Annotated in this window: 16 protein-coding genes and 1 pseudogene; 7 read left to right on the forward strand and 10 right to left on the reverse strand. The window is 70.4% G+C overall.

Annotated elements, in window-relative coordinates:
- Positions 1–312 precede the first annotated feature (312 nt).
- Positions 313–1,644, reverse strand: coding sequence for an N-acetylmuramoyl-L-alanine amidase (locus ABZ714_RS23515; RefSeq protein WP_358827275.1), 1,332 nt, complete (start codon positions 1,642–1,644; stop codon positions 313–315).
- 138 nt (positions 1,645–1,782) lie between these two features.
- On the opposite strand from ABZ714_RS23515, the gene ABZ714_RS23520 reads away from it, so the two are divergent.
- From ABZ714_RS23520 to ABZ714_RS23535, 4 genes are all read left to right on the forward strand, one after another.
- Positions 1,783–2,589 (forward strand): TIGR03089 family protein, encoded by an 807-nt coding sequence (locus tag ABZ714_RS23520; protein ID WP_358827276.1) that lies wholly within the window; start codon positions 1,783–1,785, stop codon positions 2,587–2,589.
- 402 nt (positions 2,590–2,991) lie between these two features.
- Positions 2,992–4,635 carry an LCP family protein gene (locus ABZ714_RS23525; RefSeq protein WP_358827277.1) on the forward strand — a complete coding sequence of 548 codons (1,644 nt, stop codon included), beginning with the start codon at positions 2,992–2,994 and terminating at the stop codon, positions 4,633–4,635.
- Between the two features lie 237 nt (positions 4,636–4,872).
- Positions 4,873–6,684 carry an LCP family protein gene (locus ABZ714_RS23530; protein ID WP_358827278.1) on the forward strand — a complete coding sequence of 604 codons (1,812 nt, stop codon included), beginning with the start codon at positions 4,873–4,875 and terminating at the stop codon, positions 6,682–6,684.
- Positions 6,685–6,745: 61 nt separating this feature from the next.
- A complete protein-coding gene (locus tag ABZ714_RS23535) occupies positions 6,746–8,479 on the forward strand; it encodes an LCP family protein (protein ID WP_358827279.1) in 1,734 nt (577 codons plus the stop codon).
- A 174-nt stretch (positions 8,480–8,653) separates the two neighbouring features.
- On the opposite strand, the pseudogene ABZ714_RS23540 reads toward ABZ714_RS23535, so the two are convergent.
- Positions 8,654–8,965, reverse strand: a pseudogene (locus ABZ714_RS23540) (glycosyltransferase family 2 protein); the annotation flags it as partial.
- 411 nt (positions 8,966–9,376) lie between these two features.
- Here ABZ714_RS23540 and ABZ714_RS23545 point away from each other — a divergent pair.
- Positions 9,377–10,744, forward strand: coding sequence for an LCP family protein (locus tag ABZ714_RS23545; RefSeq protein ID WP_358827336.1), 1,368 nt, complete (start codon positions 9,377–9,379; stop codon positions 10,742–10,744).
- Between the two features lie 100 nt (positions 10,745–10,844).
- On the opposite strand, the gene ABZ714_RS23550 is transcribed toward ABZ714_RS23545, so the two are convergent.
- Positions 10,845–11,402, reverse strand: a complete 558-nt coding sequence (locus ABZ714_RS23550) for an acyl-CoA thioesterase (RefSeq protein ID WP_358827280.1) — start codon at positions 11,400–11,402, stop codon at positions 10,845–10,847.
- Between the two features lie 195 nt (positions 11,403–11,597).
- Between ABZ714_RS23550 and ABZ714_RS23555 the strand changes: the two genes are divergently transcribed.
- The gene (locus ABZ714_RS23555; protein ID WP_358827281.1) at positions 11,598–12,899 is read left to right on the forward strand and encodes an LCP family protein; all 1,302 of its coding nucleotides are present in this window, start codon (positions 11,598–11,600) and stop codon (positions 12,897–12,899) included.
- A gap of 65 nt (positions 12,900–12,964) precedes the next feature.
- On the opposite strand, the gene ABZ714_RS23560 is transcribed toward ABZ714_RS23555, so the two are convergent.
- From ABZ714_RS23560 to ABZ714_RS23575, 4 genes are all read right to left on the reverse strand, one after another.
- The gene (locus tag ABZ714_RS23560) at positions 12,965–14,089 is read right to left on the reverse strand and encodes a glycosyltransferase family 39 protein (protein ID WP_358827337.1); all 1,125 of its coding nucleotides are present in this window, start codon (positions 14,087–14,089) and stop codon (positions 12,965–12,967) included.
- Between the two features lie 392 nt (positions 14,090–14,481).
- Positions 14,482–14,823 (reverse strand): hypothetical protein, encoded by a 342-nt coding sequence (locus ABZ714_RS23565; RefSeq protein ID WP_344476076.1) that lies wholly within the window; start codon positions 14,821–14,823, stop codon positions 14,482–14,484.
- A 26-nt stretch (positions 14,824–14,849) separates the two neighbouring features.
- Positions 14,850–15,758, reverse strand: coding sequence for a radical SAM/SPASM domain-containing protein (locus ABZ714_RS23570; protein WP_358827282.1), 909 nt, complete (start codon positions 15,756–15,758; stop codon positions 14,850–14,852).
- Between the two features lie 59 nt (positions 15,759–15,817).
- Positions 15,818–15,991: a hypothetical protein gene (locus ABZ714_RS23575; RefSeq protein ID WP_358827283.1), complete on the reverse strand. Its 174-nt coding sequence runs from the start codon at positions 15,989–15,991 to the stop codon at positions 15,818–15,820.
- 345 nt (positions 15,992–16,336) lie between these two features.
- On the opposite strand from ABZ714_RS23575, the gene ABZ714_RS23580 reads away from it, so the two are divergent.
- The gene (locus ABZ714_RS23580; RefSeq protein ID WP_358827284.1) at positions 16,337–17,548 is read left to right on the forward strand and encodes a helix-turn-helix domain-containing protein; all 1,212 of its coding nucleotides are present in this window, start codon (positions 16,337–16,339) and stop codon (positions 17,546–17,548) included.
- A 248-nt stretch (positions 17,549–17,796) separates the two neighbouring features.
- Here ABZ714_RS23580 and ABZ714_RS23585 read toward each other — a convergent pair whose 3' ends face one another.
- The 3 genes from ABZ714_RS23585 to ABZ714_RS23595 all read right to left on the reverse strand — a co-directional run bounded on the left by ABZ714_RS23585 (position 17,797) and on the right by ABZ714_RS23595 (position 21,502).
- Positions 17,797–19,209 (reverse strand): DUF3987 domain-containing protein, encoded by a 1,413-nt coding sequence (locus ABZ714_RS23585; RefSeq protein ID WP_358827285.1) that lies wholly within the window; start codon positions 19,207–19,209, stop codon positions 17,797–17,799.
- A gap of 88 nt (positions 19,210–19,297) precedes the next feature.
- Complete coding sequence (locus tag ABZ714_RS23590) at positions 19,298–20,149, reverse strand: histone-like nucleoid-structuring protein Lsr2 (protein ID WP_358827286.1); 852 nt, start codon at positions 20,147–20,149, stop codon at positions 19,298–19,300.
- A gap of 438 nt (positions 20,150–20,587) precedes the next feature.
- Positions 20,588–21,502 (reverse strand): hypothetical protein, encoded by a 915-nt coding sequence (locus ABZ714_RS23595; protein WP_358827287.1) that lies wholly within the window; start codon positions 21,500–21,502, stop codon positions 20,588–20,590.

Consider the following 21,502-nt stretch of genomic DNA (forward strand, 5'->3'; position numbering starts at 1 on the left):
AGCAACCCAGGGGCGCGGGGAACTGCGCGACCAGCCGGCCACGGTCCGCAGACCGCGAACAAGCATTAGCCGCCGGGCGCGGCCCGGATCGTGGAACTCACCCGGAGGGCCAAGGCGCTGGGGGTCCCCCCATTGCCGAAGGCGCTGGGGGTCCCCCCATTGCCGAAGGCACAGGGGGCGGAAGGCGCGGGCCTCACCCGAAGGGCCGGTCCCCCCATCGCCGGAGGCATAGGGCGCGGAACCGCGCGACAAGCCGCAGACGGGCCGCCGGGCGGCGCGGCCCGGAGAGTGGCGGGTCCTCCCCGGAGGGGGTCAGCGGCCCTGGTAGGTGGCCGATGTGGTGCGGATCGTGGGGAGGCGGTTGTAGAGGCGGGTGCCGGGGCAGTCCGTGGAGACGCCGTCGCGGTGGCCCGAGATCACATGGAAGCTGACCTTCCGGCCCTTCTTGTACTTGCCGCTGCCGCCGGACGTCAGGGTCACCTTGCCCTTGGGGTTCGCGTTGAAGAGGCCCAGCTTCCAGGCCGTCAGTTTGGCGACCGCGGTGGAGACCGCCGCCGGTGGGGTCGTACCGCTGAAGCTGCCCAGGACCGCGACGCCCATGGTGTTGGAGTTGAAGCCGAGGGTGTGGGCGCCGAGTACGGCCTTGGTGACACCGCCCGCCCGGCCCTCGTAGATCGTGCCGCACTTGTCGACCGCGAAGTTGTAGCCGAAGTCCCGCCAGCCGCTGCTGACCACGTGGTAGCGGTAGATGCCGCGGAGTACGGACGGCGCCTGGCCGCAGCTGTAGTTGTTGCCGGTGGAGGTGTGGTGGACGAAGGCCGCCTTCACCGTCGAGGTGTAGACGTAGCCGCCTTCCCGCAGGGACTCGTTCGCGCCCCAGCCCTTGCGGCTGACGATGCTCGGGCGGGGGCCGACGTACTTCTTCGCCGCGAGGAGTTCGGTGTACGGGTAGCTGAAGGCGCTGGGCAGCGCCCGGGGCTGCGGGGCGGGCCCGACGGCGCGGCTCGCGGGAGAACCGGCGCGGCTCGCGGGAGCCGGGGCCGCGGCGGGTGCCTCGCCCGGGTCGACGAGTTCGAGGCGGAGGCCGCCGGGCAGTTCGGTGTCGGGGGCCCGGCCCCGTACCCGTACCTCCACACCGTCGGACGCGCCCACCCACAGCGGGGCCGTGGCGCCCTTGAGCCGGGCGGACTCGGCCTCGGCGGTGCCGGGGTCGGCGCCGTGGCCGTCGGTGTGGGTCTCCACGTCCTGCCAGCGGGTCCAGGCGCCGGAACCGGTGGCCCGGGTGCGGATCTGGACCGTGCCGGGGAGTTCGGCGTCGGCGTCGTCCCAGACCACGCCGACGAGGGAGAAGGGGCGGACCCGGGGCTCGTAGCGGGCCCGCTCGGGGAGCGCCGGGACGGCCGGGGAGACGGAGCGGGTGGAAGGGGTGTCGGCACCGGGGCTCTCGGCCAGCGGGAGCGACTGGGTGGTGCCGGGGACGTCGGGTACCCGGGGCTGCCCGGGCGCCGCCGCGAGGTGGGCGCGGGGCACCGGTGGGACGTCGCGGGCGGCGGTCGCCGCCGACGCGCCCGAGGGCAGCGAGAGCGGGAGTACGAGCGCGGCGCATGCCGCGACACCGGTCGAGGAAGCCAGAAATCCACGCATGCGAAAGATCCTGAGGGCCCGTCGGGGAGTCCGCTCGCCCGGACCGGGCCGGGAAAGCCGGAGTACTGCGGGCCGACCGGAGGACACCGTCACCGGTACGAGGGACGCCGCCCGGAGGCCGCGCGTACCCTTGCGGGGATGAACGCCAGTGACCGCACCCCCGCCGACCTGCTGCGATCCGCCCTCGCCGCGGACCCGGGGCGCCCCTTGATCACTTTCTACGACGACGCCACCGGTGAACGGGTGGAATTGTCCGTCGCCACCTTCGCCAATTGGGTGGCTAAGACATCGAATCTGCTCCAGGGCGATCTCGCCGCCGAGCCCGGTGACCGGCTCGCCCTGCTGCTGCCCGCGCACTGGCAGAGCGCCGTCTGGCTGCTCGCCGCCGCGTCGGTCGGCGTGACCGCCGAGATCGGCGGCGACCCGGCGGACGCGGACCTCGTGGTCGCCGGACCCGACGCCCTGGCGGAGGCGCGGGCCTGCGGCGGGGAGCGGGTGGCGCTGGCGCTGCGGCCGCTGGGCGGGCGCTTCCCGCAGCCCCCGGCCGGATTCGCGGACTACGCGGTGGAGGTGCCGGGGCAGGGCGACCGGTTCGCCCCCTTCGCAGCCGTCGACCCCGCCGCCCCGGCGCTTTCCGTCGGTGGAGACGTGCTGACCGGCGCCGGTCTGGTCGAGCGGGCCCGCGCGGACGCCGCCCGGCTGGGGCTCGCCCCGGGATCGCGGCTGCTCACGGGGGCCGGCTACGACTCCTGGGAGGGGCTGTCGGCGGGGCTGTACGCACCCCTGGCGGCAGGCGCTTCGGTGGTGCTGTGCCGCCGTCTCGACCAGCTTCCCGCGGCGCAGCTGGCCCGGCGGATCGAGAGCGAACGGGTCACGGTGACGACCCTGTTGCCGGTTGGTGACACGGGTCTGGAAGACTCCTCGAACACCGGGGACGACGCCTGACGCAGGGGTCACGGCGACCGCCCGGATATCTGCCGACTTTTCGCACCACCGCGCAGCTCACGCACTTCGGGCAACTCCAGCAGCACGAGCACCAAAAGCACCAGAAGCACTACCGGATGCCGTCGGAGCCGGACGGACGACGGGCCCGAGGCCCTGTCGCGTACGGCCCCGGCGGCACCGGCCGTATCGCGCGGGACCGTACCGAGGCGGGCGAGCGCCCGGCCCGTACGGTCCACGACGAGCGACGGGCCGGGCGTACCGCCCGGGGCCCAACTCCGTTGGCCGACCGGCCTTTGCCGCCGATCGCCCCCGGATTCCGCACAACCAAGCGCCAGGCCCAGCCGTCTAGCCCTGCGATCGGCGGTCCAGCGCACCGCTGACGCCGTGAAGGATGGACGCAAAGTGACGGACAGTGCCGGCACACCGACGGGCTCCGACGGGCCGGGCGGCGGAGACGGCGGAGACGGCGAGGACACAGCCGCCGGTGACCCGAAGGGCGGCGGTACGGAGGACCGCATATCGCCGCCGACCGAGGCGACCGACGCGGCCGGGGACGGCCCCGCGAGCCCGGTGGACCCCGGGAACCCCGCGGAGGAGGGGCGTACCGACCCCGGTTCCGAAGCCGCCGAGGACATACCGGCGGCCGGTACGACCGCCACTCCGGACCGCTCCCCCGGCGGCACGCACACCGCGACCGCGACCAAGACGGTCACCGCCACCGAGTCCGACACGGCCCCGGCCGCGCGCCCGCGCAAGCGGCGCCGGTGGCTGCGCTGGACCGCCGTCGCCGTCTCCTTCGTACTGCTCGCGGGTGCCGCGACGGCCTGGTGGTTCTACCGCAAGCTCGAAGGCAACATCACCACCGACACCGCGACGGCCGTCGAGCTGCGGACGTACGAGAAGGAGCGGCCCGTACCGATCTCCCTCGACGCCAAGAACATCCTGCTCATGGGGTCGGACAGCCGCCGGGGCGAGGGCAACTCCAAGTACGGCCGGGACGACGGCGGCAGCCAGCGCGCGGACACGGTGATCCTGCTGCACGTCGCGGCGGACCGGCAGAGCTCCACCTCGGTCTCGATACCCCGGGATCTGATGACGACGGTCCCGTCCTGCCGCCGCGCGGACGGCACCCGGACCCGGGAGCGGCTCGCCCAGTTCAACTCGGCCTTCGAGACCGGCGGCGCGGCCTGCGCGATCCGTACGGTCGAGCTGATGACGGGCGTACGGATCGACCACCACCTGGTGGTCGACTTCCGGGGCTTCACCGACATGGTCGAGGCGGTCGACGGGGTCGAGGTCTGCCTGAAGGAGCCGGTGGACGACCCGGACGCGCATCTGGTCCTCCCGGCCGGGCGGCAGACGCTCGACGGCGAGGAGGCCCTGGGTTACGTACGGGCCCGCAAGTCGTTCGGGAACGGCAGCGACACCGAACGGATGGACCGGCAGCAGCAGTTCCTGGGCTCGCTGGTGAAGAAGGTGCAGAGCGACGGGGTGCTGCTCAACCCGGGGAAGCTCGTCCCGGTCCTGGACGCGGCGACCAAGTCGCTGACGACCGATCCGGGGCTCGACTCCCTGAAGGAGCTGTACGACCTCACCCGTTCGCTGCGGAACATCCCGACCGAGAACGTCCAGTTCCTCACGGTCCCCCGGCAGCCCTGGGCAATGGACCGCAATCGGGACGAACTGGTGCAGCCGCAGGCTTCGGAGCTCTTCCGGCAGCTACGGGAGGACTCCCCCATCACCGTGTCGGCGCGCGACTCCGGCGCGGCGGACGGCGGCCGTACGGACGGCGGTACGGGCCCGAGCGGCTCGCCGACCGGCGGAGCCCGGGACGGGACCCGCGGCACCGCCGACCCGATGGCCGGAACCGAACGTGCCGGTACGCCCGGCAGCCCGTCGGGCTCCCCTTCCGGCACCCCCGGAAGCCCGGTCTCGGCCTCGCCTCCGGGGTCTCCTTCGACCTCTCCCTCCGGCTCACCGTCCGGTGCGTCCGGTAGCAACCCCGGCTACACCGGGACGAACGCGGCGGTGGGCGTATGTGACTGAATGGTGTGGTGTGAGTAAAGCGATGCCCAAGCAAGTGCCCAGGCCACACGGATTGGGCAGATTGCCCCTTGTAAGGGTCGTGGAATTCGTCACCGGCGTCGCTCCGCACTGACCTGGGCGGTTAATGTGACGCGATCCGGTGCTCGGACCCGCGTCCCGCACCGCTGAGATCGAGACACCGGGCGCCCTCGGGGGGAGGCGCTTCGCGTGGCCACCCGACGGAGGACTCAGAAAACCGTGGATGCGCAGAGCCGCGGCCGGGGAGACGACATCGACCCCGCCGACCAGTGGGTGTTCAACCCGCAGACCGGCAATTACGAGTTGCGACTGGACCATTCCGGAGCGCAGTCCTCGCCTTCCGCGGCACCCGAGCGTCCGAGAACCCCGGGGCCGCGCACACCGTCCGATCAGCAGAGCGGGGGGCACGGTGGCCGGGGCGGTCGCGGTGGACACCGCGGCGGCGCCGCGAACCGCGGCGCCGGGCCGGGCACGGGTACCGGTACGGGCGCCGGGGAGACCGAGACCGGGATCCCCGGCCAGGTCCCCGGCCAGCGGCGCAGGTCGCGGGACGGCTCCGGCGGCGGTACGCCGCCCCCGCCGGGCCGCCGCAAGCGCAAGCAGGGCGCCTCCCGGAAGAAGAAGGTCCTGATCTGGACCGGCGGCGGCCTCGCCCTGGTGCTCACGGCGGGCGCCATCACCGGTTTCGTGATCTACCAGCGGCTCGACGGGAATCTCAACACCGTCGACGTGGTGGGCGGTTCCAACACGTTCAAGAAGGACCAGGCCGTCAACATCCTGGTGATCGGCACGGACAAGCGGACCGGCAAGGGCAATACGGCCTACGGCGACCGGAAGAGCAAGGGCCATGCCGACACCACGATCCTCTTCCATGTCGCCAAGGACCGCTCGAACGCGACGGCGCTCTCCATTCCCCGGGATCTGATCACCGACATCCCGGACTGCCAGGTCAAGGTCGACGGGGAGATCACCACCATCCCCGGCACGTCGGGCAAGCGGTTCAACGAGAGCCTCGGCGTCGCGGGCCGCGACCCCGGCTGCACCATGCAGACCGTGGAGGAACTGACCGGCATTCCCGTCGACCACTTCATGATGGCCGACTTCAACGCGGTGAAGGAGTTGTCGACGGCGGTCGGCGGAGTCGAGGTCTGCCTCGACAAGCCGATCAACGACAAGGACTCCAAGCTGAACCTTTCGGCGGGAAAACACGTCGTCAAGGGTGAGGAAGCCCTGGCGTTCGTACGGACCCGCAAGTCCGTGGGCCACGGCAGCGATCTCAGCAGGATCGAGATCCAGCAGCAGTTCCTCAGCTCGATGATCCGCAAGATGAAGTCCGGCGACACCCTGACCAGCCCCACGAAGATGTGGGATCTGGCCAACGCGGCCACCAAGGCGCTGACGGTCGACACCGGCATAGGAAGCATCAAGAAGCTGCAGAGCCTCGGCCTGGAGCTGGCGAAGGTCAATACGAAGAACATCACCTTCACGACGGTGCCCGTCAAGGACAACTCCGACGGCGCCACCGTGCTGCTGGAGGAGTCGCAGGCCGGACCGCTGTTCTCAATGATCAAGAACGATGTGTCGCTCACCGAGGTGGAGAAGAAGGAGAAGGCGGCCCAGAAGAAGACACCGGGCCCGCTCGACGGCCCCCGGGCGCAGCCGTCCGACGTCCGGGTCGCGATCTACAACGGGAGCGAGACCCAGGGCGCCGCGAGCGCCACACTGACCTGGCTCCAGGCCCAGGGCGTGAACAAGTCGAGCAATGAGGCGAACGCTCCGCGGAACATCGCCAAGACGACTCTGGAGTACGGCCCCAACCAGGCGGATCAGGCGCGCAGGCTCGCGGACCTGATGGGACTGCCGGCCGCGGCACTGAAGCAGAAGGCGGAGAACTCGCAGGGACGTGAGCCGATGGTGCTCACGCTCGGCGCCGATTTCACGGGCGCCGGGATCCCGGTCTCTCCCGAGAAGGCCAAGGTGCCCGAGGGCGTCAAGAAGGTCGAAGCAGACAAACAGACGTGCGCCGGATGACCTGGGCACACCCGATCGGATCCCGGTCCCCTCGGCGCACCTGGACACAGGGGACTTTGGGGTGGGACAGAACCACGCACGGGGGAGGGGAACCCGGACCGGCGGCGAGAACCGCCGTACCGGGGACTCCGGCCGGGGCGCGATACCCGGCCAGGGTTCGGTAGGGCACGGAACAGGCGGCCCGGCCGACGGGGGCGCGCCCGGTGGCACAGACCCGGTCGGCGGCCGGGCGGCACGGCGGAAGGGCGGCTCCGGCGACGGCGCCGGGACCGGCCGGGCGGCGAACCGGCGGGGGCGGCGCAAGCGTGTCCTCGTCTGGACCGCGGGGGTGCTGTCGTTCCTGGTGCTCGGCACCGCGGGCGCGGGCTATCTCTACTACGAGCACCTCAACGGCAAGCTCAAGAAGGACGATCTGAACCTCGGCTCGGACATGGGCGACCACAAGCCCAACGCCGACGGGCAGACGCCGCTGAACATCCTGCTGATCGGCTCCGACGCCCGGAACAGCCCCGCGAACAAGCGGCTCGGCGGCGCCAAGAAGTCCTTCGACGCCCCACCGCTCGCCGATGTGCAGATGCTGATCCACGTGGCCGCCGACCGCTCGAACATATCGGTACTCAGCATGCCCCGGGACACGATGCTGGAGATACCCGAGTGCCGGGACAAGAAGGAGAACAAGACCTATCCGGCGCTGTCGTTCGCGCCGACCAACGAGTCGCTGGATCGCGGCGGCCCGGGGTGCACGGTGGCGACCTGGTACAACCTGACCGGGATCCGGATCGACCACTTCATGATGATCGACTTCGCGGGTGTGGTCTCGATGGCCGACGCGATCGGCGGCGTACCGGTCTGCGTCGAGGAGAACATCCACTCCCTCACCCGGGACGGCAAGGGTTCCAATCTGAAGCTGGAGAAGGGGACCACGTACGTCCAGGGGGAGCAGGCGCTCCAGTGGCTGCGGACCCGCTACGGCTTCGGTGACGGTACGGACCTCTACCGGGCCAGGGCGCAGCAGATGTATATGACCTCCATGGTCCGGGAGTTGCGGAAGAACACCAAGCTCACCGACCCCAACAAGCTGCGCAAGCTGGCGGAGGCGGCGATCGACTCGCTGACCGTCAGCGACACCGTCAACTCGGTGAAGAAGCTGCTGGACATCGGGAACGATCTGAAGAAGGTCCCGGCGGACCGGATCACCACCGTGACGATGCCGAATGTCTACTCGACGCGGCGGGCGGGGAAGGTGGAGCCGGAGCCCGGGGCGGCCGAGGAGGTCTTCCGGAAGATCCGGGAGGACATCTCGCTGGACGGCAAGGGCGAGGCGGCGAAGAAGCCCCCGGCCGAGAAGACCCCGGTGTCGAAGGATCCGGCGGCCCCGGCCGGGGAGATCGCGGTCCGGGTGCAGAACGGTACGGACGGGGACGGTGCGTCCCCGGCGCCGGGCCGGGCGGCCGAGATCGCGGGCGCCCTCGGCGCCAAGGGCTTCACGCGGACGGTGACGTCGTCGGTCCGGAACCCGAAGGAGAAGACGGTGATCCGGTACGGCGCCGACGATCTGGCGGGGGACGCGCAGGCGGTCGCCAAGGCGCTGGGGGTGCCGCTGTCGGCGGTGGTGAAGGCCCCGGCGGCGGACGGGCTGACCGGGATCACCCTGACGGTCGGCGCGGACTGGCGGACGGGCGACAGCTTCCCGAAGGCGAAGCCGGTGAGCAAGGAGCTGCCGACGTCGGCGAAGGCGCTGAACGGCGCCGACGACAAGGCGTGTATGCCGGTCCAGAAGGGTTTCACCTGGTAGGGACCCGGTGAACCGGTATGACGATCGGGCCCGGTGGCCGGCCGGCCACCGGGCCCGATCGTCGTATGTCGTCATCGGTACGCGGGGAGGGCTCCCCCGGCGCCCCGCCCGGACCGAGGGCGTCGCGGGCTCGGCGGGCGCGAGGTCCGTCGCCGTCACCGCCGGGCGGCGGCCGGCCACGCAGCTCGCGGAGAGCGTCCCGCGCCCGTCGACGCGTACCACGATCGGGTGAGAGGACGCTTCGACGGCGGCGTCGAGCGCGGCGGGCGTCCGGCCGGCCGGATCGGGCACCGTACGGACCCGGAGGTCCTCCCGGTCCGGTTCGGCGGCGATCTCGTCGGCGCGGTCCGCGGACGGGGCCGGCGCGATCACCACCTCCGTCCCGCCGTCGGACTCCTGGCCGGGGATGTGCCGGACCGTGTCGCGCGGCTGCCGCTCCTCGTCGGGAACCGGCATGATCACGGAGGCGGTGGGCGTGGCGTTCACCGTCCGCCGCGTTACCGCGAACGGGGGACACGGACGCGCGGCGGCCGTCCGGTGCGACGGACCGTCGATCGTATGGGCCTACGGTGTGCTGGATTCGCCCTTGTAGCCGCATCCGCCCTCACCCGTCCGGGAACGTTCCGCGAGGTCCGTCCCCCTGGAGGCCGTACGCCCCATGAAGTCACCCCGAGTAATCATACTGTCACTCGACTGAGCCGGTCGCCCGGCTCGTCACCCGTTCGCCGCTTCCCGTACTCACCCGTTCGGACCACGGTCCCCCGACACCCGCGGAGTGTCCTCCTCGTGCCCACACCGCCCCGCTCCCCCCGCCCCCGCCCGCCGCACCCCGCAGGGCCCCGGGTCAGGGCGGGGGTCAGACGCCCGGCGCCGCCGCGCCGGCGGCCCCGGTGGGCGCTGCGGGCCGTGACGGCGCTCTCGGTGCTGGTCCTGGGCGCCGGGGCGATCGGGCACGCGCTGATGTCGGGGATCGACACCGGGATCGCCCGGGTGGACCCGTTCCGGGACATGAAGAACCGCCCCGAGGGCGGCCACGGCACCAATCTGCTGGTGGTCGGTACCGACGGCCGGGAGAAGATCACCGGGCCGCAGAAGGAGCGCTACCGGCTCGGCGGGGCGCCCTGCAACTGCACCGACACGATCATGCTGGTGCACATCTCGCGGAAGCGGGACCGGGCGAGCGTCGTCAGCCTGCCCCGGGACAGCTATGCCGAACTGCCCCCGCACACCGACCGGACCAGCGGCCGGAACCACAAGGCGCATCCGGTGAAGCTGAACGCGGCCTACGCGGAAGGCGGCCCGGCCCTGACCGTACGGGCCGTGGAGCGGCTGACCCGGGTGAAGATCGACCACTATCTGGAGGTCGACTTCACCAGCTTCATGAAGACCGTCGACGCGGTCGGCGGGGTGGACGTCTGCACCGCCGGGCCGATGAAGGACGAGTACACCGGGCTCGACCTGCCCGCGGGCAACCACCGGCTCGACGGCGGGCAGGCGCTCCAGTACGTCCGTTCCCGCCATGTCGACGGCGCGAGCGACCTGGGCCGGATGCAGCGCCAGCAGAAGTTCCTGGCCGGGCTGGTCAAGGAGGTCGGCAGTACCGGGATCATGCTCAACCCGGTGCGGTTCCGCCAGGTCGCGTCCACGATGCTGGGCTCGGTCCGGGCCGACCGGAACTTCGGTACGGACGAGCTGCTGGCGCTCGGCCGGGCGATGCGCGGCTTCTCGGCGTCGTCGTCGGAATTCGCCTCCGTACCGGTCGCCGCCGGGGGCCGCCGGGTCCCGGGCGGCGGCTCGGCCGTGGTCTGGGACCGGGCCAAGGCCGACCGGCTGTTCCGGATGATCCGGGAGGACCGGCCGCTGGCGGGCGCGGGCCTGCGGAAGGGCCAGCGGCGGACCCTGGTGGAGGTCGCGCCGCAGCAGATCCGGGTCCAGGTCTACAACGGGACGGGGACGGCAGGTCTGGGCCGCCGGGTGGACGCGGCGCTGCGCGGTACGGGCTTCGCCACGACGAAGACGCCGCTGAACGGGACCGGCCCCGAGGTGGACCGTACCTTCGTCTCCTACGACCCCCGCTGGGACCGCTCGGCGAAGGCGCTGTCGACGGCGCTCAAGGGCTGCGAGACCCGGCCGGTGAAGGGCCTCGGCCGGACCCTGCGGGTGACGGCGGGCAAGGACTTCACGGACGTGGTCCCGGTCCGGGCCGAGAACACGAACGAGGGCGAGTTCGGGGCCGTACGCGGGGACGAGGTGGTCTGCCCCTGAGAGACGGGGGCGGTACGGGGCCGGGGCCGGGGCTCTCCGGGGCACGGGCTCCGGACCGGCGCCGGGCGCCCCCGTCACGTACGGATGGCCGGTCCCGTGGTCAGTCCTGCATGCCCTCGGCGGCGCGCTGCTCCCGCAGTTCCTTGATCGCCCGGCGGCGGGCCAGCCGGTGCGTCCGGCGGATCTGGGCCTCCTGGTAGCGCCGCTTGTCCCGCTCGCTCTCCGGGACGACCCGCGGCACCGGCCGGGGCTTGCCGTCCCCGTCGACGGCGGCGAAGACCAGATACGCGGAACCGACCTGCTGGGCCGGGGTGGACTCGTTCCACCGCTCGGCCAGAACCCGGACCCCGACCTCCATGGAGGACCGCCCGGTCCAGTTGACCTGGGCCTTCACATGCACCAGATCGCCGACCCTGACCGGCTCCAGGAAGACCATCTCGTCCATGGAGGCGGTGACGGCGGGCCCGCCGGAGTGCCGCCCGGCGACCGCGCCCGCCGCGTCGTCGACCAGCTTCATGATCACCCCGCCGTGGACGGTACCGAGGAGGTTGGTGTCACTGCCGGTCATGATGTGGCTGAGAGTGGTGCGGGAGGCGGCGGTCGGCTTGGCCGGGATCGCCGACTCCGCCTCCTCCGCGTACGAGACCTGGTCTGTCATGCCTCCACCCTAAGCGGGACATGCCGCACATCCGTCCGTATCCCGGCCCCGCTCGGCGCCCGCGCAGGGCCTCCGCGACCTTTTCGCGGACACGCTTCGGACATCCGGCGACGAATGCCACAGCTCTGCTACGGCCCCGGCCCAGAACCGCACCCGCACTGTCGGGCGGGCCCTGTGATTCGGCACACTGATCACATGAACGATTGGCCCGATGGGTACGGACGAGGCAGCCGGGGCGAGCAGCCCGAAGGCGCACGCGCGATGCGCCATGTGCAGCGCCCGCAGGTCCCGCCGCAGCAGTCGCAGGGGTACGACGACCAGCAGGGACAGCCCCCCTACGACAGCGGGTACAACACGGGCCAGGTCTACGGCAACCCGTCGGGACAGGGCCGGAACCAGCAGCAGGGCGGCCCGTACGACCCCCAGGGCCAGGGGCAGGGCCCCGCTCAGGGGCAGTACGGCGGACCGCCCCAGGGACCGCCCGGTCCGCCGCCCGGCTCCCAGCCGTACCGGCAGCCGCCGGACTGGCGGCGCCGGATAAAGATCGGCTCCCTGGTGCTGGTGGTCTCCCTGCTCGCGGTCACCATCGGGACGTACTTCTGGGCCGACTCGAAGGTCAAGCGGGAGGTCGACCTCTCCAAGGTGATCGAGCGGCCGAAGGGCGGCGAGTGCACCACGTATCTGATCGTCGGTTCCGACAGCCGCGAGGGCATGTCCGCCGAGGAGCGGAAGCGGCTGCGGACCGGCTCGACCGCGGGCAAGCGGACCGACTCGATGATGATCCTCGCCGACTGCTCGCGCGGCCCGGTGATGGTCTCCCTGCCGCGTGACTCGGATGTGGAGATCCCGTCCTTCAAGGGCTCGGAGTCGGGGAAGACGTTCCCCGCCCGGGGCCAGCGGACCAAGCTGAACGCGGCGTACGCGATGGACGGCCCCGAGCTGCTGGTCCGTACCGTCGAGCACAACACCGGGCTCCGGATCGACCACTACGCGGAGATCGGCTTCGGCGGCTTCGCGAAGATCGTGGACGCGATCGGCGGGGTCGAGATGGACATCCCGAAGGCGTTCAAGGACAAGAAGTCGGGCGCCGACTTCCAGGCGGGCAAGCAGACCCTGGACGGCGAGGAGGCGCTGGCGTTCGTCCGGACCCGGTACGCGCTGCCGGGCTCCGACCTGGACCGGACGAAGAACCAGCAGAAGTTCCTGGCGGCCCTGGCCGGCCAGACGGCGACGCCGGGCACGATCCTCAACCCGTTCAAGCTCTATCCGACGATGGGCGCGGGCCTGGACACCCTGGTCGTCGACAAGGACATGTCCCTGTGGGACCTGAGCCAGATGTTCTTCGCGATGAAGGGCGTCACGGGCGGCGACGGCACCTCGATGAACATTCCGCTGTCGGGCACCAGGGGCGGCAATCTGACCTGGGACCGGGCGAAGGTCGACAAGCTCATGGAGCAGATCGAGAAGGACGAGAAGATCACGGTCACCGGGAACTGACCCGGGATCGCGGAAGGGGGAGCCGACACCGTCGGCCTCCCCCTTCTTCCTTTCCGCACGCGGGCCTACGGCGGGCCGGACCCGTGCAGCCAGAAGGCCCCGTAGACGGCGGACCCGGTGGCCAGCACCCCGGCCACCGCCCACACCACCGGCGCCTTGGCCCGGGCGAGGGCGAGGGCCGCGGGGATCAGCAGCGGGAAGGCGGGCATCAGCAGCCGCGGCTTGGAGCCGAAGTACCCCGAGGAGCAGAGGGCGAGGGCGGTGACGATCCCGCAGTACACCAGCAGCGGCGCGGGCTGCCCCCGGCGCACCCCGAGGACGTAGAGCCAGAGCACCCCGGCGACCCCGGCGGCCAGCGCCAGCCCCGCGGGCGGGGTGGTGACGACCAGCTCCCCGACGAAGCGGGCGAAGGCCAGCCCGCCGTCGAAACCGTTCCCCCAGGCGCCCTGGACGTCGAGATACCCGAAGAGGGGGCTGCCCTCGCGGATCCCGACCCACAGCACGTACCCGGCGGCCCCGAGCGGCGCGACGAGTACGGCGACGGCCGTCCGGAACCGCGAGCCGGGTTCCGGGCCGCGCCGGAGGGCGGCGTACGCCCCGGCCCAGACGGCGGCGGCCACCGCGAGCCCCACCGGCCGGGTCAGCCCGGCGAGCGCCGCGAGCAGCCCGGCGGTGAGCCAGTGCCCGCGTACCACCGCGTACAGCGACCAGGCGGCCAGGGCGGTGAACAGCGACTCGCTGTACGCCATGGACTGCACGATCCCCACCGGCAGCGCGGCCCACAGGACCACGGTCAGCACCCCGGCGCGCCGCCCGTACAACAGATCCACCAGCCGGAAGATCCCCCAGGCGGCGGCGACCGACGCGACGGCACTGACCACCAGCCCCGCCGGGCCCGGCGCCAGCGGGGTGATCGCCGAGACCGCCTCCTCCAGCCACGGCAGCAGCGGAAAGAACGCCATGTCGGAGAGCACACGCCCGTCGGGGGCGGTGAGGGTGAAGTCGTAGCCGTGCTCGACGACGCGTACGTACCAGAGGGAGTCCCACCGCCCGGCCAGCAACGTCCACGCGTCCCGCCCGGCGACGGCGGCCCACAGAAACAGCACACCCAGCCCGAGCAGCCGGATCGCGGCATAGCCGAGGAGCGCGGGAGCGGCGTACCGCAGGGCGTCCCCGGCCCGCCGCCGCACGGTCGTCGATTCCGGCACCGGGGCGGCGCTGCTGGTGGGGCTGAGGGTCACGCCTGGTCCTGGGGTCGGTCGGGGTGGGGGACCCGACCAGTATCCGCGACGGGCGGGGGCGGGTTCCCCGGCCGGACCGGGCCGGAGGCCGGGTGTCCCGGGGCTCCGGGCCCGTGACGGGTGGCGGTCGGGCGTTACGGCAGGTTGCGGGCCATGACGATGCGCTGGACCTGGTTCGTGCCCTCGTAGATCTGGGTGCTTTACCGGTCATACGACTCTGACCTGCATGGATGGACCCTTACAAGGGTGCATCCCCAGCATTTCCCCATGATCGCCCAACCTCGCGCCCCGTCCGCACGGCCACGGGGGCAGCGCGCACGGACGGGGCGTCGGGGATCTCGCTAGACGTGCTGGGGTGCGTTCAGGGAGCGCAGCTCGGTCAGTCGCCGCTGGTACAGAGGTCCGGCCACGTGGGCGGCGCGTGCCTCGCTGGGGGCCGACTGTTCGATCAGGTGGTGGGCGACGGCCTTGAGGTGGGCCGACCACGCCAGCACGTGTTGTTGCGCGGTGCGCCCGCACTCCTGCGGTTCCCCGGGCAGACAGAGCGGAAGCGTGGGACCGACCTTGTTCGCGGCGTGCCGGATGTACCCGGCGATGACGGCCCACTCCTCGTCGCTCCGCTGGACGGCGTCGGGGGAGGCTTCCGTCCCCCACCGGCCGAAGTCGTCTCCGTGGTCGTCCATCTGCGCACCCCAGGGTTCTCGGAGGGTCAAGCGGGTGCGCCGATGCTAGCGGCTTCGGCCGACGGGTTCGCCTCCTTCGGGTCGCAGTGCCCCACCGAGGGAACGCACGGCCCGCAGGGTCCGCACATGGGGAGGAACTGCGGGGGTGTGCACGACTGCACTCCCTCCCCGTGGACGGCCGCGATGTCAGCGGTCACCGTGGCCATCTGCGCGCCGCCCCAGATGTCGGCGAGCGGCGTTTCTCGCACATTGCCGAGGGTGAGGAACCGTCCCAGGACGCAGGGCCACACGTCCCCGGTCGGGCCGATGGCGCACTTCTCATGGGCGCAGTGCCCGCACAGGTCGGCGATGGTCGGCGCGGCTCCCTGACTGGCCCGGCCGAACGCCCGGGTCCTGTCGCCGCCCACCGTGCCCACGCCGAGCGCCGTAAGGTCCCGTGCCGCCTCTTGGACGCGCTGGCCTTCCCGGACTGCCACGACTCCGCCGCGAAGCGGGATGTCCAGGCTCAGCGCCTTTTCCACGTTCGCCCGGGTCCGCTTGTGAGAACCCCGGAGCCGGGTCACCGCGTCGTGGTCCTCCGCGCTGTCGGAGTAGTACGACGTTGCGAGCTTGACGCCGCACTCAGTGAAGGTCTCCCACAGCTCTTCGCGGATGTGAGTCAGGTTCGAGAACACCTCGATCCCCAGCCCCGCCCCGTGCGCGTGCTCGATCAGCTCACGGAGGTGCGGGTACAGCGTCGGCTCTCCGCCGATGAACTGAACGTCCTGTCCCCCCATGGCCGAGAGCTGGTCAATGGTGATCTTCCAGTCCGGCACGGTCATCGTGCCGTGCGTCCCCTTGGGGGACGAGTCGGCGTAGCAGTGATCACAGAACTCGTTGCAGAGTCCCGTCACCTCTAACCACGCGAACTTCAACAGGTTCTGGGCAGCACTCATGGGAGCCTCCTTAAGGCTGTCTTGGGGGTGGTGGTTCTCCGCTGAGCAGGGAGCGGATTTCAGAGGTTGTCCGTGATGGCGAGCGCCACGGTGGCGAGGCACAGAACGACCACGCTGAACGCGAACGTCGGCCACGCGGCGCGACCAAGGAACCGCTTGACAACCGCCCATGTCCCCCGGGCGGAAAGCCGCGCGGTTCCGCGTCGCCGCTCGGCGACCGGCTGTTGGATCACGGCTTGCCCCTGCGGCTTCTCTGGTTGACCTCCGCAAGGCTGCTTCGCAAGCCGTTCCCGGCCTGTTCGGCCGAGGGCGCATAGTCCGGGCACCGCTTTGATCCACACCGGCACTTCGGCCACCGCAGGGCATCCCCCGGAATGAGGTCTGCTCCCTCCGGGCCGGGGTCGGCTTTCTGCACCAGGAGCACCCCCACCACTCCGCGTGCTCCGGAGAGACGGGACAGGAATCGTCGGGCCTCAGTGCTGGGATTCATGCCGTTCAGCGTCCGCCTGCGGAGGATAGGTATCCATTGGCCCGACATGGGCCCGCGTGAAGGCCAACATGTAGGCCACACTGGTTAGATGACCACCGCGATCGGGGCCAACATCAGGCGTCTACGGAAACAGCGCGGATGGACCCAGGCGCGTCTGGCCTGGGAGCTGTGCCGTGCGGCGGGGGTGCAGGGCAAACCCGTCAGCGCCCAGGAGATCAGCAGGTGGGAGGCAGGCAGGCGCACCCCCCGTGACTGGCTTCCCTTCCTCGCCGCTGTTCTGGGGGTTTCCGCGGAAGTGCTCACAGGCCCTCCAGTGCCCCCAGATGTGGCGATGCCTTCGCTGGCCGACTACCTGCCCGAAGGTGACCCTCTCGCTCCTCTCGGTGCCAAGAACGGGCGTCGTATCGGAGAGGGGGTCGTGCGTGACCTGCACCAAAGAGTCCACGGGCTGCGCCTGGCCGACGATGTCGTCTACGGGATGGATCTGATCGGCCGGGCTGTGCGGGACCTGCGTGCCGCCATCACCCTCTACCGGGAAGCCCTGCACACCGAGGAGACCGGCCGCCACCTCTTGAGTCTGATCGGAGAGTTCGCTCAGATCGCCGGATGGATCGCCAGCGACGCTGGACAGCACGCCGACGCCGAGCGCATCTACCGGCTGGGGCTCAGCGCGGCCCAGCAAGCCGAGGACCACACCCTGGCCGGGAACCTCGCCGGGTCGCTGGCCTACCAGCTCAGCAACACCGGCCGCGAAGCGGAGGGCCTGGATCTCGCTCGCGCTGCGCTGGCCGAAGCCGGGCCGGAGGCACCCCCGAAGGCACGGGCGCTGTACCTCGACAGGGTGGCATGGGCCCACACGAAAGCCGGGGGACCAGAGACCGCGCAGCACGCCATGCGGGCCCTCGGAGAGGCGGGGGATGCGCTGGCCGAGGACAGCGAAGGAACCGAGTCCCCGACCTGGCTGTATTGGGTGGACGCTGGCGAACTCCAGGTCATGGAATCCCGGGTCTACACGGAGTTGCACCGACCACTTCGGGCTGTGCCGCTCTTGCGGGATGTGCTCAGCCGGTACGACGCGACGCACGCCCGGGAACTCGCGCTCTATCTGTCGTGGCTAGCCGTGGCCTACGCCGACGCCAACGAACCGGAGGAAGCGGCGGCGACCGCCGAACGGGTGCTCAGCCTGTCAGCGGACGTGGCCAGCGAGCGCACAGCGGAACGGGGCCGGATCGTGCTGGCCAGGCTTGCTGAGTACGCCCACGTCGCAGAGGTTCGGGCGGTACTCGACAGCGCGGCGTGAGCAGGCAGACCACTACCTGTTCGGCGGACCGGTCAAGCTCGTTCGTGATACGGCCTCAACGCCTGATGAGGGGCACACGGGTCCGAACTAACCTCGCTCCCTCTTCCTCTGAGGCGGGGTTCTCGCATGAGGCCGTCAATGCCTGCTCTGCGCCTTCCGCGCCGGACCAGAACGAGTAAGCCCCGACGCGATATCGGGCGGCCGATGGCCCGGCCGGAATGCTCCGACCGGACCCATGGGTTTGTTGGTTAGAGGAGTGCGCGGAACGGGTTGCTGTCAGCTACCGGTGCGGGTCGCTTCCGGATCGGCGCGGGTGCCGGGGCTGGGGTGAGGGTGGGCCGGTAGGCGTCGATTTGGACGACGGTGGCGCGGTTCTCGTGACGCTCCGCGCTGGCCGGCCGCGACTCAACGTCAGGAGAATGGTGGCCTCCGTTCTGGTCACGCTCCGCGCTGGCCGGCTGGGGTTCTGAGTGACGGGACGTGTTCTCGCTGAGGGTGAAGACGGTGGCGGGTCGGCCGCTCTTTCCGTTCCGTTCCACGGTCACTGTGATTCCGGGCAGTGCCCGGACGTCGTGGGCGGTCGCTCCCACATAGGGGAGGACCTGGGAAGAGGTGGCCCGGCCGCCGTGGAGTTCGATCCGGGCCCGGACCTTGTCGGCCAGGCTGGGCGGCTGACGCTTCACCTTCGGGGCCGTGGCCCCTTTTGTGATCCGTACGGCGTCCTGGACGGAACGGCGAACCAGGGAGAACGCGGCCGACAGCATCCGGTCCGTGATGATCTCCGAGCGCTCGGAGGCGGCCAGGCACGCGGCCGTGCGAAGGGTCTGTTCCGCCGTCCGCTCGATGAACACGGCCTGCCCTTCCGGCAGGGTCTCCCCCAGGATGCGGGCGTATCGGCGGATGATCCGCCACAGGGGGCGGGCGTCGTCCGAGAGTGTGATCACCCGGGGCCGGGCGGTGGCCCATGCGTAGGCGTCGGACAGTTCCCGTCCGTCCACGGTCGGCAGGCTGATTCGGTCGTCATCGAGCATTGGCACCGATCCGAGTAGGAACGGGAGGATGCGGTTGTACGACCCTCCGGCCGCTTCCGATTCGCCGACGTACCGTGCCCAGTCGGACGGGGTGATGTGGGAGTGGAGGACCATGGCGGGGTCGCGGACCTCTTGCGGCCCCTCTTTGGTGGTGTTGCGGAGGGTTGCCCCGTCCCATGCGGCCCGGAGTTTGGTCGTGAACGACGGGTCACGCTTGACCCGCTTCAAGACCTCCGTCCACTCCTCTTCGACCACCAGGGCCCGGACGTCCCGCCCCTGTTCGGTCTCTTCCGTTGCTTCCTGGCGTTCGAACAGGGCGTTCACCAGGGCTGCGCCTGACGTGATCCCCGATGTGGTGTGTGTGGCGACGAACCGGCCAAGGGACCTGTCCAGGATCTGAAGCGCGGCCCGGAGCGCGGTCCCCTTTCCCCGTCCGGTACCGGCTACCAGCGCAGACCACAGGAGAACCGGCCGGGCGTTGCCACGGGAAGAGACCTTGACGGTTCCGCCAATGGCGGCGGACCACATCGACAGAGCGGCCACGTACACCCCCAATGCGTCGGTCTCCAGAAACGGGGTGACCTTACGGACCGCACGGCCGATCGGACCATAGAGAACGGGGGTGTTCATGCTGCCTCTATCTCAGGGAAGGTTAGTTGGGTGGCCTGTGGCCGGGGGTGCCGGGCGCGCTCCGCGCCCGGCACGGTGGGAGCGGCGCTCAGGCCGCTGCCGCTTTTCCCTCCGGGGCATCCCGGTGAGCCATCTCGTACGCGTGTCGCACGTGCATCGGGATACGGCCCTGGGCGGGAACGGTGAAGCCCTGAGCGCGGGCCCACGACCGGACCAGCCGGTTGCGCTCCCGGTCACTCATCCCCGGCCGGTCCGCCTTGACAGGCTGCGGAAGCGGGTCACCTCCTGTGAACTGTCCGGCCCGCACCGCGTCACGGAACCGTCCCGGGGTCCGCACGTCCATGCACGAGATGCTTCGCTCTGCCGCGTCCCGCAGCTTGGTTCCGTTGCGCTCGCCACCCTCACCCAGGATCAGCAGAACCGTGCTGTCGTCCGCCCGGCCCACCACCTCGTACCCGGCGTTCCGGACCGCCTCACGGGCGGTGTCCCACTCGTACCCCGGTATCTCCCCCGCGATCATCACGGACAGCACCGGTTCCGGCCCGGAGTCATCCGGGCCCGCCTCACACACGGCCGTGTCCGCTTCCGCTGTGGTCTCGATGACAGGTTCCGGCCCGGCCGGGGCCGCGTCGTCATCGTCCGGCACGGGCTCGCCCACCGGCCCGTGGTCATCGTCCACCCCTGCTCCCAGGGCGTCCGTCAGGTAGCGGTCGAACGTGGTGCGGTGCTCCCCGCACAGGTCCCATGCGCGCTTCCCCAGGGTGAGTGTCGCCGTGGCCTCATGCTCGCTCCCGTCCCGCGCTATGTGAGCGTCGCACAGGGTCTTGAGAACGGGCACCAGAACCGTCTTGCGCATGATGCTGCATTCCTTCGTTCGTGAGGGACAGTCAAGTCTCTTGTTCGACCGGAGCGATTCGCTCTGACGGCCGACCGCTTTCACTTCTGCGGTGCGAGATCAACACTGCCCATAATCAATCACGAAACAATCACGTACAGATAAATGATGTGTAACTCACGGAAATGCGAGAGGCGGGGGTAATGGGTTCTTAGATTGAGATAGGGACCACCGGGGGTGCCTTTCTCGAACCGTGTACGGGTATCAAATTATCGAGAATTCTCGATTACCTGTTGCGATTCGCAGGGAAAAGCATTCCCCTTGACCTTGACGGCATTCCTTTTGGCCCCGTTGATGCCCGAATGGGGGTGGAGTTCACCACCTCTTCGAACTGCACCGTAGGGAGATTCGTGAATTTCACCTAGCAGCCTTCGGGCGGAGCTGTTTCCGTCACTCTGGGCTGGTGGCCGGCACCCGTTAGGTTCGACGGAGGGTGAACGGGCGGGTCCCGCCGATCGGCGGGACCCGAACAAACCGCCGCTGTCAGGCGGCCAGCGCCCATTCCACGGAAGCCTTCACGATGCCCTTCGTGGGCTTGGACTCATCAAAGGAACTGTCCGCCTTCTTGGTGTCCATGTCGGGGTAGCGGACGATCTTGCCGCCGTACAGGTGCAGCGTGTCGATGTAGTCCGCCCGGTACTTCTCCGACTGACCCTCGCGGAAGCCGGTGAACTGGCTCGCGTACGTGGCGAATTCCTTGTGTCCGGCCACGATGTCCACGCCGGTCGGCATGGCCGTGGTCGTGAGGATGGTGAACCCGGCCAGTCGCGCCACGACACCGTTCGCGGTCACGCCGCCCTCACCGTACGCGGCGGCGTTGGCAACGGCCGGATGCTCGACAAGATGCCGCTTCACGCGGGGCGATACGACGACGTAACGGCCTGCGGGAACGTCGTTGTCGTCCAGGGCCAGCATCATGTCCAGGATCGCGCTGTAAAGCGCCTGGGGCACGTTCGCGGCAGACGCCTTGACAACGGGAAGGGCCGTCGCTCCCTTGGCGATGATGTCACCCATGAAGGTGTCGGCCTCACGGGCAAGGGAACGGATCATCTGCTGATTGATCGGCGAGTTCAGATTTCCGGAGTTGAGCTGTACCCGCTCCGCGTCCTCGATCAGAACCTGAAGGTACTTCGCCTCAGTGATGGCGAGCTTCTGATCAACGGTCTCCGGACGCTGGGCCGTCATCCCGTCAGGGAGATTGTAGTCCCCGACAGTCGGGCGGAGGAGGCTGTTGATGTGGACCACATCGCCCTTCTGGCGAATATTCCCCTCGTACTTGTTATTCGAGACGATGGGAGACGCCCACACCAGGAGAGGATCAAAGGCGGTGAGGAGTTCGGCATCCCAGACTTCTGGAACGAAGGTGGTAGTGCCGGGGGACTGATACGAAAGGGTCAT

The organism is Streptomyces sp. NPDC006798, from assembly GCF_040635975.1.
Classification (GTDB): Bacteria; Actinomycetota; Actinomycetes; order Streptomycetales; family Streptomycetaceae; genus Streptomyces.